Genomic DNA, 18,300 nt, shown 5'->3' on the forward strand with positions numbered 1-18,300 from the left:
CTTACACCACCAAAAATGGAGTTAGTAAATAACCAAGAATACAAGCGGTAGCGACTCGGATTATTAGTCCTACCACAGCGGCTACAAGTGCTTCTCTTTCATGTAAATCAGATGTTTCTTTCCATGTAGCAGGTATTTGACCGAATATTACAGATAGTGGGAGACCGGAATTTGCCAAAATAAATGAACCAACGATTAGGCGGGGATCAATAGAAGTAGCTAAATCAGCTAATTGAGCAACAGCAAGAGTCGGTGCGGCTAGAATAGAGACAATACCTGTAGATGGTTCAATGCTAATCAGTGTTAAAATGGATGCTAGGCTCGATTCAATTGGATCCCATATTCCTATATATTTTAAAACACCTATGAAGAAAAATACGACAGCCACAGCAGGAATAATAATTAAAAATAGTAACTCAGTTCCTTCTTTTGCAGAAGAAAAAATTGTATTCATGAATTTCGTATTCGGCGTGAATCGAGGAAGCTCACCCAGTGAAACGCTCCTAGTGTTCCGATAAATCGTTTTGGATAAAATGAATGGGACAACAATGATTGGTAGAAAAATCCCTAAAATCACGAGTGGAAATGCATTAATATTGAATACGGCTAATGCGATGAGTCCTAAAACAAATGTAGCAAAGGATTGAGGCGATTGAATCATCGTAGCTACAGCAATTTTTTGTTCATCTCTCGTTGCCTTTGCTTTAACAAGGATTGGCCCGGCAATTTGTCCAGCAGCATTAATATCTCCTAGGATATTATAAACACTCGGAATAATGACAGATGGATTTATTCTGAACAATTTCATAATAGGGACTAAGATCCGTATTAAGCCATCGGTGAATCCCAGCCGTTCCAACATACGTCCCATGATGACGCTGACGATAATTGCAATACCGACTTCACCGGTCAAAAATACATCTACTACTATTGGTTTGACCTCATTTATAATGGTATCAAATAAAGAAGATAGTGAATTTGGCGCAAAGAATAGTAGGGCAAGTGAAATAAGAACTAACAAAATACCAATTACTTCATAATAATGCCATTTCGACCGATTAGAAGGAACATTTGATTGTGTCTCCTGTTTATCTTCCATAAAAACTCCCCCAACCTACTTTTTTATAGAATATGAAGGAAGGAGAAAATGTGTGTTTGCCTATAGTGTAAATTAATTAGTAGAGCGTCTTTTTAACAAAAAAGACGTTTTTAAAATTTTTTTAATTTTAGATGCCACCTAACAGGGTACTTTATTCGATTATAGTATGAAGGACTATTTTATGATTAAGGGTGGAGAATATGAATTACATCAAACAACTGAACGCTTTTCATTTAAAGATTGATTTGGAACCACTATCTGTAAACGCAAGGTCACTATGGTATACCTTGACAGACATCAATAATCGGCTTGGCTGGAGAGAGGAATTTACTGTTGCGGCATCCAAACTAAGGGAGAAAGCTGGATTAACGGATAGCGGGTTTAAACGTGCACGCAAGGAGTTAGAGGACAATGGGTTTATTCAGATGACATCCAGAGGTGGCAATCAATTGGCAATCTATAAAATGGTTTGTTTGTACAACGATATGACTGGAAAAGTGGACTACATAGAGGAAACTGGTCTACAGCATGAGCAAAAGGCAACCAATAACGTGACCCATAATGTGGACCACAAATTGACCCCATTAATAAAACCTAAACAAAAAGATAAACAAAACAATACAACAACTACAGATGACGCGATTGTATTCTTCCAAGAAAATTTTGGTGCGATTACGCCATACGTCGCTAACGATATGATTAATTGGGTTAACGATCTAGGTGAACCTTTAATTTTGGATGCAATGAAACGAGCGTTAGAACGAGGAAAAGCGAATTGGGGATATGTTAAAGGCATTCTGCAGGCGTGGGTAAAGAAGGGAATTACTAGTGTTGCTGCGGCACAATCTGAAGAAGTGGAATTTCGTAGGGAAAAGGAAGGGCGGAAAGGATCACGCTCGTTTACTTCTAGAACTACTCCTGAGGAAATTGTTCCAGATTGGTTTACAGAGCAGAAGAGACAAGAAAAGTTGAAAAGGAAGGAAAAAGAAGCGATAGGGAAGGAGTGGGATTCGGTTGTAGATCAAGCAGAGGAGGCGAGAATTTTGGCGAAGCTTGAAAAGTGGAGAATGGCTGAGTGAAGGGTGGAGGGTTTGTTTGCGTGTGGAGACTAGTAATAGTTACTAGTCTCTCAATTTAAAAGTAAATAACTATTTTTAATATATAAAAATATACTAAAAATCTAAAAACTACAAAAACTGAAGAAAAAATGAGAATACACAAGATAATCTGGAGAATAATTGTTATTTCAGTGTATTTTTAGGGTTTACAATGAAAATGCTTTCAATTATGGTTTATTAAATGTTTGATTAGTAAGTAAACTTTACTAACTCAATTAAAGATCTGTTCAACTACTTTTCTTTAGAAACTAGATGGTTAAATAAATTTAGGGAGCCTGTTAAATGCAGAAAGGAAATGCTGCTTACATAAAAAAAATGAATCAAAAGTTGATACTTAAATACGTTATGAACGAACAATCTAGCTCGCGTGCTACTATTTCTAAAAAGTTAGCACTTAGTAAGCCAACAGTTTCCACACTTGTTGATCAGTTGTTGGAAGAAGGTTGGATATTTGAAACTGGGAATGGTGAAGCATCCACTAATGGCGGACGGAAACCTGTTAATTTAATGTTTAATCCACAAAAAAGCTATATTATCGGAATAGATATTGGTGGCACAAATGTAGCATTAGGGATTACTGATTTGAATGGTAAGGTTTATGCCTATCGAGATTTTCCGACACAAGTAAATTTAGAACATCATTTATTTGATGAAATTAAACAAAGTGTAGAGTCTATGAAATGGGAATTAGGGATTGACGAATCAAAAATTCTAGGTGTGGGGGCAGGGGTTCCTGGTATAACAAATGTTAAGGAAGGAACTGTCAAAGAAGCACCGGCATTAAAGTGGAAGGACTTTCCCATACGTGCAAGATTAAAAGAAATCTTTAATCTGCCAATATACATCGATAATGATGTAAATATCAATGCGCTGGGTGAACATTGGAAAGGTGTAGGGAGAGATAAAAAGAACTTAATTTACATTGCGATTGGTACTGGAATAGGTAGCGGTATTATGATAAACGGAAAGTTATATCGTGGCAGTAATTATAGTGCAGGTGAAATTGGTTATCTTGTAACAGATAGGGTGCATGCTGAGAATTATCACCCTGTGTATGCTGGATATGGTTTCTTGGAAAGTGTTGCAAGTGGTTCCTCGATTGGGAATCAATTATCAGAACGACTAGGAAGAACAGTTTCAGCAAAAGAGGCTTTTGATTTGTATCAAATACAGGATCAAGCTGCTTTGGAAGTAGTTAATTTTGCCATTGAAAACTTGGCTTTAGGTATTGCGAATTATGTTTCACTTTTTGATCCTGAATTAATTATTTTAGGGGGTGGTGTCAGCGGGTCATATTCCATTATTCATAAACAGATGGTAGACATCATGAAAAGATATACTCCAAAAGAATGTGAAATAGTACCAACAATGTTTGGAAAGGAAGCAGGGGTTATCGGGGCAGTAGCATTATTTTTAAAGGAGTTTGATACATTAATTGATATTTAAAACAAGGGGGTAAAGGATTTATGTGTTTTATTAAAAAGTCGTGGGTATTTTCATTTTTACTAATTACATTCATAGGTATTACGCTCACAGGGTGTATGGCGGGTGGTTCTGGTGAGGAGAGCAGTGATGGAGCCTCAAATTCAGATTCGGGTAAAGATTTGGAAGAAAAGGTAGTTGTCTATTCTCCACATGGTAAAGACATTTTAAGCGAATTTGAAAAACTATTTGAAGCAGAATACGATGTCGATATGGAATTTTTAGATATGGGTTCTCAAGAGATATTAGACCGTGTCCGCTCTGAGAAAAATAATACTCAAGCAGATATCTGGTGGGGAGCACCTCAAGTGAATTTTGATCAAGCAAAAGATGATGGTCTACTTGCAGAATATAAACCTACTTATGCTGATGCATTAGATGACATGTATCATGATGAGGACTGGATGTGGTCGGGAACGTCTATCACACCGGAAGTAATTCTTTATAATACAAAAGAAATATCAGCAGAAGAAGCGCCAAAGGATTGGGATGACCTTCTTGACCCTAAATGGGAAGATGAAATTATTATTCGTTATCCATTGGCCTCAGGTACAATGCGCACCATATACTCGGCAATGATTTATCGTACGTATAAGGATACACAAAGTCCTGAAGAAGGGTATGAGTGGTTACAAAAGCTTGATGAAAACACAAAAGAATATTCTGCAAACCCAGAAATTATGTACAATCAGGTGGCAAAGGGTGTTGGTTCATTATCTGTTTGGAATATGCCAGATACGGTAATGTTGGCTGAAGAAAAAGGTTATCCTTTCGACTATGTAATTCCTGAAAGTGGAACACCAGTATTGACAGAGGGTATTGCAATTGTTAAAGATGCTCCACATCCAAAGGCAGCGAAAGCCTTTTATGAGTTTGTAAATACGAAGAAGGCTGCAAAACTACTTGCGGAAAAGTATTATCGTATTCCTACTCGTGAGGATATAGAGGATTTACCAGAATGGATCACAGAAACAGAAATTAAACCAATGGAAATAGATTGGGCTTTATTCCAGGAGAAATCTCCAAAATGGATGGAATATTGGGATAATAAAATTAAAAACACGGAAAAAGATAAGAGCGAAGAATAGAAATTTTTTCATAAGAGGAGTTGTTGTTCATGTCAACAGTGAACTTATCAACAATAACGAAGAGTTTTGGTAATGTTACGGCAGTCAATGATTTAGATTTATTAATTGAAGAAGGCGAGTTTTTTACATTTTTAGGTCCAAGTGGATGTGGTAAAACAACAACTCTTAGAATGATTGCCGGTTTCTATTACCCTACTAAAGGTAAAGTGAAATTTAATGAAAAGGATATGACGACGGTACCACCTGAAAAAAGGAATACGGGCATGGTTTTTCAAAACTATGCTCTTTTTCCACACATGACTGTATTTGAGAATGTTGCCTTTGGTTTAAAGGTAAGAAAAATTAGTAAATCAGATACTAAGAAAAGGGTTTTGGATGTACTTAAGAAAGTTCGGTTGGATCAGTATATGGAACGGCAAGTTAGTCAGTTAAGTGGTGGACAACAGCAACGAGTTGCTCTAGCAAGAGCGCTTGTTATTGAACCTGACATCTTACTTTTGGATGAGCCCTTAAGTAATTTAGATGCTAGATTACGAGATGAAATGCGTACCGAAATACTGCGGTTACAACGAGAGTATGGGATTACAACCATTTACGTTACACATGACCAAGTGGAAGCTTTAACCATGAGCGATCGAATTGCTGTATTTAACCATGGTGTGTGCCAACAGATAGGTACCCCAACAGAAATATATAATAAACCTGTGAATGATTTTGTTGCTGAATTTATAGGGGAGACAACACTGTTGCCTATTTCGTATGAAAAAACTTCGGGGAAAGAATTGATTTTTCGTTCTAAGACACTAGGAGATTTCATCTACGTAAAGGATACGGAACTTAACATAGCTACCTACGATGAAAACGATGATTTGGTCATGTCTATTAGACCAGAAGCAATCCAAATTGATTATAATCAGATCACCAGTGAAAAAAACGTTTTTAAGGGTCAAGTTTCACTTGTGCAATTTACCGGTGCATCTGTTCATACCTATATAACAGTTAATGAAGATGTGACAATTAGGACTACCGACTTAAATCGTGGTCCAAGTACATATTTTAAAGAAGGTACAGAAGTTAGTGTGTACATGCCAGAAGATCAAATACGAGTGATCCCAAAGGCAAGGGAGTGACAAGCTTATGTTAAATGCAGAAAAAAGAAAAACGTTATATCTACTAATACCAATTTTGTTGGTTCTAATTGGGTATGTATTGTATCCCTCAATTGAAACGATACTAGAAAGCTTCAAAAAGAATGGTGTATTTTCTATCCATAATTATACGGATTTCTTTGGTCCTAAAGCTGCTGCAAATTTACAAGCTTTATGGAATTCGGTCTATATATCCCTATTATCTGTTCTTTTTAGCGCTTTAATTGGTGTTCCGTTAGCGTATATTTTCAATCGTTATGATTTTCCAGGGCGTCAATTTTTCTCTAATATTGCAATCATGCCAATTGTTCTACCATCTTTAGTTGGTGTTATGGCATTCATGTTTCTATATGGAGAAGCTGGGTTGGTACCAAATTTTATTAAAGATGTTTTAAATCTTTCTGAAATTCCTTTTAGCATTGGTGGTGTTTCAGGTATCTTATTGGTTCACGCCTATACGATGTATCCTTATTTTTATATGACAACAGCCTCGGCGCTGAACAATATTGATCCATCATTAGAAGAAGCAGCCTATAATTTGGGCTCTAGCAAATCAAAGGTATTTTGGAAGGTAACATTTCCCTTATTGACTCCGGGACTGGTTGCAGCATCCTTATTAGTATTTATGGTATCAATGGCATCTTTTAGTGCACCATTTTTACTCGCTGGTGGATATCGTGTGCTAAGTCTGCAAATTTACTTTTCTAAAATTAATGGTGATTTAGAGATGGCTGCAACCCAGTCTGTTATCTTGTCTGCAGTATCAATATCCTTCTTGCTGTTTATGCGTTGGTATCAAGGACGAAAAGACTATCGCATGGCAAGTAAAGGTATAGGAGCTCATCGAAGTGAAGTGAATAACCCAATATTGAAATGGGTTATGGTTACGCTTGGTGTCATCGCGATGATTATCTTGTTATTGCCGCATCTTACTTTACTCGTATTATCGTTAGTTCCTGAAGGTGGTTGGACATGGCAAACGTATCCACAAGCGTTTAGTCTAGAGAACTTTAAGTTATTGTTTGAGGATCCAAATATTTGGGATCCAGTAAAAAATAGTTTAATTATGTCAGTCCTAGCCTGTGCTGGTGTATTTGTGTTTGGAATAATCACTTCCTACGCACTTGTTAAGCGTAGTTTTATAGGTAAGAATCTATTAGATATATTAGTTATGATTCCTTGGGCATTACCGGCTACAGTTGTTGGAATGAATTTAATTTTGGCGTTTAATGAGCCTTCTCCATTTTCGTTTGGGAAAGTTTTAGTTGGTACGTTTTGGATACTACCACTAGCCTACTTCATCCGGTTTATTCCATTAGTTGTTAGGTCAACATCAGCAGTTTTGGAACAAATGGATGATTCTATAGAAGAAGCAGCACAAAATCTAGGGGCAAAATGGTTCTATACCTTTAGAAGAGTAGTTATCCCAATAATCATGCCTGGGGTGTTAAGTGGTACATTGCTCGCATTTGTTCAAGCGGTAGGAGAATTTCCGACTTCTGTTTTACTTTATACAATTGGTAACAGACCGATTTCAATTGAAATCATGAATCAACTACGGATGTTTAACATTGGTCAGGCGGCTGCATTTGGAATGATACAGGTTGGTCTTATAGCAATAGTTATGTATATTGCATACAAGTTTTTTGGTGTTAAATCTGAGAATACGTTGTAAACAAAAGTGGATGAAGGTGAATTTCTGATGACAATAGATAAAGAAAAGTTTGAGGCAAGTGAGGGTATTAGTTTTCCTGGCAAAACTTACGTTGAATCATTGTTGAAACCAGTATTTTACGATCAAAAAGAACATCTATTGGACGCAATGTTTACGATTCATAAAGCACATACTACCATGTTGGCTGAACAAGGGATTCTCAACAAAAATGAAGCGGAACAAATATTGGTTGGTATTAAACAGGTGGAATTGCTTGATCGAAAGCAACTTGAATATTCAACAGGATACGAGGATTTATTTTTCCTTGTAGAATCTCAAATTGGAGAACGGATTGGCGATGAATTGGCTGGTAAGATGCACATTGCTAAAAGTAGGAATGATATGGGTGAGGCCATGTACCGAATCGTGATACGTGAGTTTATAACACGGGCGATAAGTGATGCAAAGGGCTTAAGTGAAGCAATATTGTCCCAGGCTGAACTCCATGTCGAGTCAATTATGCCTGCACATACACACACGCAACCTGCTCAACCAACGACTTTTGGTCACTATTTAGTTGCCATCTATGACAATTTGCAACGCGATATAAAAAGGCTAGAACAAGCTTATAAAACGGTTAATCAATCACCAATGGGTGCTGCAGCAATTACGACTACAGGGTTTCCAATTAATCGTGAAAGAATGGTAGAGTTGCTTAAGTTTGATGGTCTAGTAGAAAATTCTTATGATGCGATCGGTACTGGTGATTACTTGATGGAGGCAGCTCAAGCGCTGATAAGCTTGACAACTAACATGGGGAGATGGATTCAAGAATTCTTGCGTATGGCATCAAAGGAAGTAGGTTTGTTAAGAGTTTCCGATGCTTACGTACAAATTAGTAGCATTATGCCACAAAAAAGAAATCCTGTATCCATTGAACATTCAAGAGCAATAGCTAGTAGTGCAGCAGCAGAAGGGATGGCTGTTTTGCACATGATTCACAATACACCGTATGGAGATATAAATGATACAGAAGATGACTTACAGCCCCATATTTATGAAGGTTATCGAAAAGGCATACGTGTTTTACGTTTAATGCGAGCTGTCATTATAACTATGAATTTCAATAAAGAAAGAGCACATCAGCAGGCTAGAGAGAATATGATCACAATTACAGAGCTAGCAGATGTTCTCGCTAGAGACTATGGTGTATCTTTCAGGAAAGCTCATCACAAAGCAAGTGTGATAGCAAGAAAGGTAATAAAACAGGACAAAGAACTTTACGACATTTCTCTTGATCAAATTAATAGTTGGCTAGGTGACGTGGAATTAACAGAACAAGATTGGAAAAGTATTATGGATCCGGTATGTTTTGTAAAAAGAAGAAACATCACAGGTGGTCCAAATCCGGATGTTGTTAGGGGGATGATTGAGGCTAGAAGGTAAAAGAGTTCATTTAGAGGTTGTTCAAAAAGTCACCAAATGATAAACGGCGAATTTCTTCGTTGCGCAGTTTTTTCCGGTCCTCACGTATTAAAAGCATAGAGGAACTTCTACTAAAACCGTCCACGTCCTGTGGACAACGTAGAAGTCAGCACAACACGCGCAAGTCCGGTCCTCAAAATCTTCGCGCCTTGAACTTCTTGTTTCTAATTTGCCGACTTTTTGAACACGCACATTTAGGGAGGTGAGCGTAATTTGAATATGACTATTCTTATAAGCGGTTTCTGGTAAACAACCCTGTCACTGTACGAAACTACTATGAAGGGAGAAATACCATGAAGAAAATTATTTATTTGTTTCTCGTTCTACTTTTGCTCGTACCACTAATGACATTTGCGAAATCAGGGAAACAAGAAAAAGTTGAACAAGATGTTGATCTTTGGAACACGTTACAACCACTAGACACTACGTTAAGCTTTTTAAATACAGGTGCGCATCCCGATGATGAACGTAGTCATTTACTTGCTTATCTTTCAAGAGGTCTAGGCATAAGAACCGCAAGTCTTATTGCAAACCGCGGGGAAGGTGGGCAAAATGAAATAGGTAAGGAACTTGGAAATGCGCTAGGAATTATTCGCTCAAACGAAATGATTGAGGCGTCAAAAGTTACTGGTGTAGAAGTATTTCACTTAAGCCAAACAACCAACGATCCTATTTATGACTTTGGTTTTTCAAAAAGTCCTGATGAAACGTTAGAAAAGTGGGGAAAAGAGCTTACCTACAAACGTTTTATTCATAGGATACGAACCAATAAGCCTGATATCCTCTTCACATCATTTTTAGATGTTGACACTCAACATGGACACCACAGAGCAATTAATCAACTTACCAGAAAAGCTTTTGAAGACGCGGCAGATCCAACCGTATTTCCAGAGCAACTTGAAGAAGAAGGCCTTTCTACTTGGCAAGTGAAAAAATTGTACCTCCCAGCTGAAGAAGAAAATGCAACTACATCGATAGAAATTGGGATTTATGATCCTATTTATGGTATGACATACCCACAACTTGGTGAAAAGTCTCGTTACCTCCATAAGAGTCAAGGAATGGGAAATGACATTCCAGCAGAACCCGAGACAATTAACTTAAGGCTTGCAAAGTCAGTTAAGGACATTCCTGCCGAAGAAGACCTTTTTGATGGACTAGCTTACGACTTCTCAGAAATTGCAAGTCAATTAAATTCTAAACCATTACGCGCAAAACTTAATCATTTTCAAAAGACACTCGAGAAGGTTATCGACCAATATCCAAATCGTGATAAGGCTATGAAACAAGCACATATGGCACTTCACGAAGCAAGAAAATTAGAATCTAAAATAACGAATAGTGAATTACAAGAAAAAGTAAAAGAAGACATCTTGTTTCGGATAGATGTAAAACAACAACAACTTGCTGATGTAAGTAAAGTTGCTTCTAACCTAAAAGTTGAGACTGTAGTAGAAGACGCTACGCTCGTTCAAAATGAACAAACAAAGGTTACTGTTTCGCTTGAAAATAAAGGTAAGCATTCTCTGAAAGATGTTAGCGCGACGTTAAGTCTTCCAGAAGGATGGACAATAAATGATATACCAAAACCATTTCGTTTAAATGCTGGGGAAAAAAGGACCATTGAATTTACTGTTAATGTTCCCGCTGATTCCGGTTACTTTAAACCATATGATAAGCCTGTAATTCATTCAGAAGTAACTTATTCGGTAGGACCAACAGCGGTTGAACAGAGTTATCAAACAGACCCTACTGTCGCGATCATGCCAGACGTTTCCGTGCAAGTTAATCCGAATAAATTAGTAGTTAATACGTTGGACGTTCCAGAACAGATTACCGTAGATTCTGAGGTCAAAAATAACACGGATGGAGAGCTTGATGCATCTGTTAGGCTAGAAGTTCCAGAAGGATGGACAGTTGAGCCGGAATCAGCACCTGTTACTTTTGAGAATGAGGGTGAAACCAAAACCGTTTCGTTTACCGTATCTCCTAGTTCTGATGTCAACAAAGGTGAATTTTCTATCAATCCAATCGTAAATGCAAATGGAAAATCATTGAGTACTTATGTACAGAAAATTCAATATGACCATATTGATACTTCCTACTACCTCTACCCTGCAAAGGTTGAGGGGGTTGCGTTTGATTTAAACTTGCCTGAAACGTTGAAAGTAGGATATATCGATAGTGGATTTGATAAAGTCGCGGGACGATTGCAAGGTATTGGAATGGATGTTACTAAATTAGAGCAAGAAGATCTCCAGTCCGGTGATCTCTCTAAATATGATACCATTGTGACCGGTGTCAGAGCGTATCTTTCTCGCGAAGATTTAAGAACGAATAATGAGCGGTTATTACAATACGTTGAAGACGGGGGACACCTTGTTGTTCAATATAATAAACCGTGGGATAACTGGGACCCTGAGAAAACAAGCCCATACAAGCTCGTTATAGGCCAGCCGTCCATCGAATGGCGTGTAACGAAGGAAGAAGCCGAGGTAAACGTGCTTAAGCCTAATCATCCATTTTTTAATTATCCAAACAATATAACCAAAAGTGATTGGTCCAACTGGGTCCAGGAACGTGGTTTATATTTTCCGATGGAATGGGATGACAGATTTGAAACGTTTGTTAGTATGGCCGATCCGAATGAAGAACCATTTAACGGTGGTATTTTGATGGCCGATTACGGTGAAGGAACATACTTGTATACAAATCTTGTCTGGTACCGACAAATTCAAAATCAAGTACCTGGTGGATATCGCATTTTCAGCAATCTAGTAAGCTATCCATTGCATGAAGAATAAAATAGGATGTTTGAAATCCCATAGGTAGCTATTATCTATGGGATTTTGTTGTGAAATTCATCATTTTACCGCGAGACTATAGCTTGGGGTCAGACCCCCTTGCCGCTTACAAATGTATATAACTAGAACATATGCAATATTTCAGGTACAATAAGTAAAAAGAATACAGAAATGAGCGATTTTATGCTGAATTGGGAAGAAAGACGGTTAATGGTCAAAGTAGCTAAGTTATACTATTTTGAAGGGTGGACTCAGGCACAGATTGCAAAGAAGAACGGTGTTTCTCGTCCTGTGATCTCAAAGCTTTTAAATGCTGCCAAAAAAGAAGGAATTGTTGAAATATATATTAAGGATGAGACACTGCAAACGGTTGAACTGGAACAGAAGCTAGAGAAGAAGTATAACCTGAAGGAAGTAATCGTTGTTTCTACAGCTGGTTATGCTCCTGAAATGGCTAAACGGCAGCTTGGTAAATCGGCGGCTTCCTACATAGCTAATAACCTAAACCAGGTGAAGAGTCTTGGTATTTCCTGGGGAACGACGCTTTTGTCAGTTGTCGAAGAATATCCATATGAACGAAGAAGTGATATTCATATCGTACCAATAGTCGGTGGGATGGGTAGTAATTATGTACATTTACATTCGAATCAGCTAGCATTTCATTTAGCACAAAAAATGAATGCTTCCTGTTCCTATCTATATGCCCCAGCAATGGTGGAGAACGATGATTTGAAAGAAAGACTTGTAAATACAAAGGATATTGCACATGTACTGGAGGAAGGTCGAAATGTTGAAATGGCTGTAGTCGGTCTTGGAAATCCTTTTAAAAGTTCGACAATGGAAAAAATCGGATACCTGGAGGAGGAAGATTTACTATCTCTACGAAAGGCTGGAGCTGTGGGGGATATTAGTTCTCGCTTTTTTGATGCAGTTGGTAATCAAATTGATCATCCTTTAAATAACCAGGTTATTGGGTTAAACTTAGAAGAAATAAAAAATATCCCAGAAGTAATTGGAATTGTAGAAGGATCATATAAGCTAGAAAGCATTGAAGCTGCATTGATTGGTGGATATTTGAATGTGTTAATAACCGATGACCGGACAGCCCAGGCATTAGTTAATGATTAACGGGACATAGGGACAGGTTTCTCGTCCCGGTAATCCCCATTACAATGATTGGAAAAAGGGTCGGGAAAGTATCCGGACCCTTCCACAATCATTCGGTTGTTTAATTTGACTTATCAATAGGTACACCCACCATGCTTCCCCATTCTGTCCATGATCCATCGTAGTTTCTCACTTTGCTGAAGTTGAGAAGTTCATGTAGGACGAACCAAGTGTGAGCAGATCTTTCGCCAATACGGCAATACGTAATAATAGGTTTATCTGATGTAATCCCATTTTTGGCATATAAACCTTCGAGTTCTTCTAGCGATTTGAAAGTGCCATCTTCATTAGTAACTTCTTTCCATGGAATGTTGACAGCATGAGGAATATGTCCGCCTCGTTGTGCTGTTTCATTCATACCGGCTGGTGCAATAACCTCACCGCTGTATTCCTCTGGGCTGCGCACATCGACAAGTGGTTGAGCGTTTTTAACAGCCTCCATAACATCTGGTTGCAGAGCTCTCATGGAAGGATCAGCGCTTTTTGCTTTATATTTAGTCGGTGTTACTTTAGGTATATCATTCGTATACTTACGGGATTCCTTTTCCCATTTTACACGACCGCCGTCCATAAGCTCTATTTTTTCATGCCCATAAAGTTTTAGCTGCCAGTATGCATAAGCGGCAAACCAATTATTGTTATCTCCGTATAACACAACGGTTGTATCAGGTGAGATGCCTGACTGACCTAACAACTGTTCCATCTGTCCACGGTCAAGAATATCCCTTCGTATCTGATCGTTTAACTGTGTTGTCCAGTTCCAAGCAATTGCCCCTTCAATATGTCCCGAGTCATAGGCACTTGTGTCAACATCTACCTCTACCACTTGAATATCGTTATCATTTTTGTGCTGAACAACCCATTCTGTTGAAACGATAGGGCCCTGTGTAGTTTTAACCATAGTTAAAAAAGCCTCCTATATTTTTATTTAATCCGTATAGACTCTTTTCCACGTGTAGGTTTAACTAAACATTGGGAAGTAGGGACAGGTTCCCTTTCCTGTTATATAAGTAAAGCCAACAGCCCTTGGTGTGAACCGCGGATGCGGTCTTTTTGTTATGGTAAGATATGTGGGACAAGGAACCTGTCCCCACGGCCCTATGGCGTTACGACACATTTAAGTCCTTCTTTATTTATAGCTGTTTGAAAAGCCTTTTCCGTCTCTTTTAATGGAAAAGTATGCGTAATCAAAGATGGAAAGTCGATTAGCCCTTGGTCGATCCACTTCACGGCTTCTAAATGGAGGGTCCGAGGTGCGCCGTGTGTGCCAACAACATTTAATTGTTTGTAAATAATATGATTCGTATTAACTTCCATATCTTTTACATGTTTTATTCCGGCAAAGTACAGTACACTTCCAGTTTTTTTAACTACTTCAAGTGCTTCTCTTTGTACAGCAGGTGAAGGGGCAGTGACGATAACAACATCAGCACCATAACCCTCAGTAGCCGTTTTAACCTTCTCATCAACAGTGGTGGTACTTGGGTCAATGACGATGTCCGCCCCAAATTCTGAGGCTTTTTTCCGTCTTGGTGCAGACCGTTGTACAGCAATCACACTTGCTGCTCCCATTTTTTTTGCTGCTGCAATATACATACAACCAATCGCACCGGCACCATATACGACAACAGTATCTCCGGGTGTTACATTTGCCTCATACAGCCCGCTCAATACACAGGAGAAGGGTTCTGATAAGCTTGCTAATTCAAAGGAGGTCGTGTCAGCAATTTTTTGAATGGATCCGTGTTCAACAAACGTTTTTGGTAAGACCACATATTCAGAGAAGCCTCCGTCAATGTGGTAACCGACTGATTTCTCTTGAATACAATGATGTCCTTGATTCTTTTGACAAAATAGACATTCACCACAGGGGATATGAGCCCCCAGTGTTACTCTATCACCAATTTGGAATCTAGTAATATTCTTTCCTGATTCAACAATTTCACCAGCAATTTCATGGCCGATAACTCTTGGATAATCAACTCGGTTATCACCGTTTTGATAGATTCGTAAATCGGAGCCACATACTCCCGTAGCATGAACCTTTATTAAAATTTCGTTATCATCGATGGTCGGGAAAATTCGTTCTTGAAATTCTAATGTTTCCTTATCTGTTAGAGCAACTACATTCATCATGAAACCTCCTTGTGTTATTGACTAAGCTCCAGCGCCTATCCCGCCAGAGGTTATAGATATATCGGATGAGCGTTGATATCCGGGATTGAACGTTGAAATATTCGAATGAGTGTTGATTATCCCGATCGAACTTAAGATGAATCTCTTTGTGATAACACCTTCACTAGAGATGCGCCTTAAATTTGCCTGAGGCTGACCAAGGATCAGTCTTTTCTCAATTTACTTGAATGTTAATGATTTTTTGATTAAATAGTGCATGGTTCTTTTTTCTTCTTCGATTTTAGCTGTATCCCAATGTAATATATCCGCCATTTCTGTTGTTACTTGGTCAAGCGTTTGTTTTACTTTATCGGGGTCAAATAAGAGATAACTAGTTCGACGATCATAGAAATCGGCGAGTGTTGCAACCATCTCATTTTCAATTGTATATCTAACTTCAGCAACTATATTTCTTTGCTCTTTTTTCGGGTATTCAGAATCGTAGTCACTCATTTGTTGGAGCAATTTTTCTGTATTTGCTCCATAACGGAAGACATATGCATGGACCTCATCTTCTGTTAGATTTAAGTCATGGTAATGACCATGTAATTGATCAACAAAAGCTGTGATAGCATTTGCTGATTCAAATTTTCCTCCTGATAGCTTTACATGTTCTGTCTGGGCAGGCAAGGGTTTCCTTTGTTCCTTTTTATCTATATGCTGTAAAACGCGCTCAGCCATTTTTCTGTAGCCAGTTAGTTTTCCGCCTGCAATCGTAATCAGTCCAGTATCCGATTCAAAAATTTCATCATGTCTGGACAGTTCGGATGGTGATTTGCCATCTTCGCCTATTAACGGTCGGATCCCCGCCCAACTTGAGATGACGTGACTGACGTTAAGGTGTAAAGAAGGAAACATGTCATTTAAACACCCTACTAAATAGTCTACCTCTGTTCGCTTAACATGAATGTCTTCCATATCCTCTTTGTAAATAGATTCTGTTGAACCTACGTACGTGCGGTTGCCTACAGGAATTACTGCAATCATCCGTCCTTTATGCTGGAAATAGATGGAGGATTTAACAGGTACTGATTGATGGTCAAATACAAGGTGAATTCCCTTTGCAAGTACCATATATTTACCTTCTACTGGACGGTCTTTTTTTCTTACAACATCTACCCATGGGCCAGCTGCGTTTACGATATGTGTCGCATTTATCGTAAAGGTTTTGCCATCGATGTTATCTTTTACGACAACTCCTTTTACACGATTATGCGCATCTTGAAGAAAGTCGGTCATTTCTGCGTAATTTAAAACGGCGGCTCCTTTTTCAAATGCAGTTTTAGCTATCTCCATCGTAAGACGGCTATCATCGGTACGATATTCGACATATTCACCGCTGCCTTGGATTACCTTTTTATTAAATAAAGGTTCATTTTGTAACGTTTTTTTCTTGGAATAAAGGCTATGACGTTCCTCTTTTTTAACTCCAGCCAGTCGATCATACAATGTGAGACCAGCCTTTAAAGTAAGCAAATTATAGTATTCTTTTTTGATAATTGGAAAGTTCATTTTTATTGGATAGACAAGATGCCGTGCATTATTATATACAATGTCTCTTTCTCTACCAGTCTCTTTTACTACTGGGAAATCAAGCTTTTGTAAATATTTTAATCCCCCATGAATTAATTTCCCTGAACGGCTACTAGTTCCAGAAGCGAAGTCATTTCGTTCAATCAACCCTACTTTTAAACCGCGACTAACAGCCTCGAGTGCAATACCGCAACCAGTTATCCCGCCGCCAATTACTAGTACATCAAAATCCTCGTTTTCTAAGTTATCTACCATTGTGGCACGATTTAATGTAGAAAATGCTTTTCCATCCATAGTATTACCAACTCCTTTTCAGCAAACGCTTTTTACAATTGTTCTTTTATTTTACAAAAGTTAATTATCTTCATCTTAACCAGTTTTCAATTTTTAGTCAATAAAAGGCTTACATAACTGTTATAACTTATAACTTCGATTATGTTACTATTATATCAATCTAAAAAATTGTCAATTGTAACAAGGGGGATCATATAAGTGAAAATGAAAGATGAACGATTAATTGTAAAGGTAGCAAAACTTTATTATTTGGAAGGGTGGACGCAAAGCCAAATTTCTAAAAAGGTTGGATTGTCGAGACCTATTATTTCTAAAATGATTAAAGAGGCAAATGAAAACAATATAGTAGAAATATATATTAAAGATGAAACGGCACATACGGTGGACCTCGAGAGAATATTAGAAAATGAATATGGACTAAATGAAGTTTTTGTACTAGCTGCATCTGATGGTAATTCCGAATTAGTTAGGCGAAATTTAGGTCAAGTGGCGGCAACATATTTATCGAAACGACTCGATGATGTTAACAAAATTGGTATTTCATGGGGAAAATCAATCCATACATTAATAGAAGAATTACGAAACCAAGAAAAAAACCATATTCATGTAACACCGTTAATTGGTGGAATGGGTCAACGTTATGTTCATTATCATTCCAACCATCTGACATTTCAGCTTGCGGAAAAGTTAAATACTAGCTCTTCCTATCTATATGCTCCCGCGATAGCTGATACGGTTGAGTTGAAAAACCAGCTTTGTGAAACAGAAGACATTAGCAAAGTATTGAATGAAGGAAGAAACGTTGACATAGCTGTTGTTGGAATAGGCGTTCCGACTAAAATGAATACGATGGCTGAACTGGGATATCTAAGTGAACAGGACATTTTAACACTTGGTGATTCAGGGTCTATAGGCGATTTGAATTCAAATTTTTTTGATATAGATGGAATTGAAATTGATCATCCAGTAAACCAACGAAGAATCGGACTTAATCTAGAGGATATCAAAAAAATTCCAGAAGTAATTGCTATTGCGGAAGGTGTACATAAAAGCGGAAGCCTTCAAGTAGCATTGAAAGCTCGGTATATTAATACATTATTTATCGATGCAAACACTGCTGAAAAGCTGATTAATAGCGATTGAGCATTAATGAGTAATGGTAATTTAATAATATAATTTTTCAAAATTATTGATAAAGTTATTGACATTATCATGTAAGCGTTTTATTATAGTTTACAAAGTTAATAACCAAT

13 protein-coding genes are annotated in these 18,300 nt (G+C 37.9%); 9 read left to right on the plus strand and 4 right to left on the minus strand.

Features of this window, described 5'->3' with window-relative positions:
- Position 1: 1 nt before the first annotated feature.
- Complete coding sequence (locus CFK40_RS04730; protein ID WP_089531043.1) at positions 2-1,099, minus strand: hypothetical protein; 1,098 nt, start codon at positions 1,097-1,099, stop codon at positions 2-4.
- A gap of 200 nt (positions 1,100-1,299) precedes the next feature.
- On the opposite strand from CFK40_RS04730, the gene CFK40_RS04735 reads away from it, so the two are divergent.
- From CFK40_RS04735 to CFK40_RS04770, 8 genes are all read left to right on the plus strand, one after another.
- Positions 1,300-2,178, plus strand: a complete 879-nt coding sequence (locus tag CFK40_RS04735; RefSeq protein WP_089531045.1) for a DnaD domain-containing protein — start codon at positions 1,300-1,302, stop codon at positions 2,176-2,178.
- Positions 2,179-2,499: 321 nt separating this feature from the next.
- On the plus strand, positions 2,500-3,663 hold the full coding sequence (locus CFK40_RS04740; protein WP_089531047.1) for an ROK family transcriptional regulator: 1,164 nt from the start codon (positions 2,500-2,502) through the stop codon (positions 3,661-3,663).
- 20 nt (positions 3,664-3,683) lie between these two features.
- Positions 3,684-4,787, plus strand: coding sequence for an extracellular solute-binding protein (locus CFK40_RS04745; RefSeq protein WP_089531049.1), 1,104 nt, complete (start codon positions 3,684-3,686; stop codon positions 4,785-4,787).
- 29 nt (positions 4,788-4,816) lie between these two features.
- Positions 4,817-5,917 carry an ABC transporter ATP-binding protein gene (locus tag CFK40_RS04750; RefSeq protein WP_089531051.1) on the plus strand — a complete coding sequence of 367 codons (1,101 nt, stop codon included), beginning with the start codon at positions 4,817-4,819 and terminating at the stop codon, positions 5,915-5,917.
- Positions 5,918-5,924: 7 nt separating this feature from the next.
- Entirely contained in the window at positions 5,925-7,610 is a 1,686-nt protein-coding gene (locus CFK40_RS04755; RefSeq protein ID WP_089531053.1) for an ABC transporter permease, read from the plus strand.
- Between the two features lie 27 nt (positions 7,611-7,637).
- The gene (gene argH / locus CFK40_RS04760) at positions 7,638-9,035 is read left to right on the plus strand and encodes an argininosuccinate lyase (RefSeq protein ID WP_089531055.1); all 1,398 of its coding nucleotides are present in this window, start codon (positions 7,638-7,640) and stop codon (positions 9,033-9,035) included.
- Between the two features lie 332 nt (positions 9,036-9,367).
- Complete coding sequence (locus CFK40_RS04765; protein WP_089531057.1) at positions 9,368-11,878, plus strand: PIG-L family deacetylase; 2,511 nt, start codon at positions 9,368-9,370, stop codon at positions 11,876-11,878.
- A 183-nt stretch (positions 11,879-12,061) separates the two neighbouring features.
- A complete protein-coding gene (locus CFK40_RS04770) occupies positions 12,062-13,006 on the plus strand; it encodes a sugar-binding transcriptional regulator (RefSeq protein ID WP_089531059.1) in 945 nt (314 codons plus the stop codon).
- 100 nt (positions 13,007-13,106) lie between these two features.
- Here CFK40_RS04770 and CFK40_RS04775 read toward each other — a convergent pair whose 3' ends face one another.
- The 3 genes from CFK40_RS04775 to CFK40_RS04785 all read right to left on the minus strand — a co-directional run bounded on the left by CFK40_RS04775 (position 13,107) and on the right by CFK40_RS04785 (position 17,047).
- Positions 13,107-13,946 carry a sulfurtransferase gene (locus CFK40_RS04775; RefSeq protein ID WP_089531061.1) on the minus strand — a complete coding sequence of 280 codons (840 nt, stop codon included), beginning with the start codon at positions 13,944-13,946 and terminating at the stop codon, positions 13,107-13,109.
- 197 nt (positions 13,947-14,143) lie between these two features.
- Entirely contained in the window at positions 14,144-15,181 is a 1,038-nt protein-coding gene (locus CFK40_RS04780; protein WP_089531063.1) for an alcohol dehydrogenase catalytic domain-containing protein, read from the minus strand.
- A gap of 219 nt (positions 15,182-15,400) precedes the next feature.
- Positions 15,401-17,047 (minus strand): glycerol-3-phosphate dehydrogenase/oxidase, encoded by a 1,647-nt coding sequence (locus CFK40_RS04785; protein ID WP_089531065.1) that lies wholly within the window; start codon positions 17,045-17,047, stop codon positions 15,401-15,403.
- A gap of 204 nt (positions 17,048-17,251) precedes the next feature.
- Here CFK40_RS04785 and CFK40_RS04790 point away from each other — a divergent pair, with 204 nt between their 5' ends.
- Complete coding sequence (locus tag CFK40_RS04790) at positions 17,252-18,190, plus strand: sugar-binding transcriptional regulator (protein ID WP_227001914.1); 939 nt, start codon at positions 17,252-17,254, stop codon at positions 18,188-18,190.
- The last annotated feature ends 110 nt before the right edge of the window (positions 18,191-18,300 follow it).

The sequence above is a fragment of the Virgibacillus necropolis genome (assembly GCF_002224365.1).
GTDB lineage: Bacteria > Bacillota > Bacilli > Bacillales > Amphibacillaceae > Virgibacillus_F > Virgibacillus_F necropolis.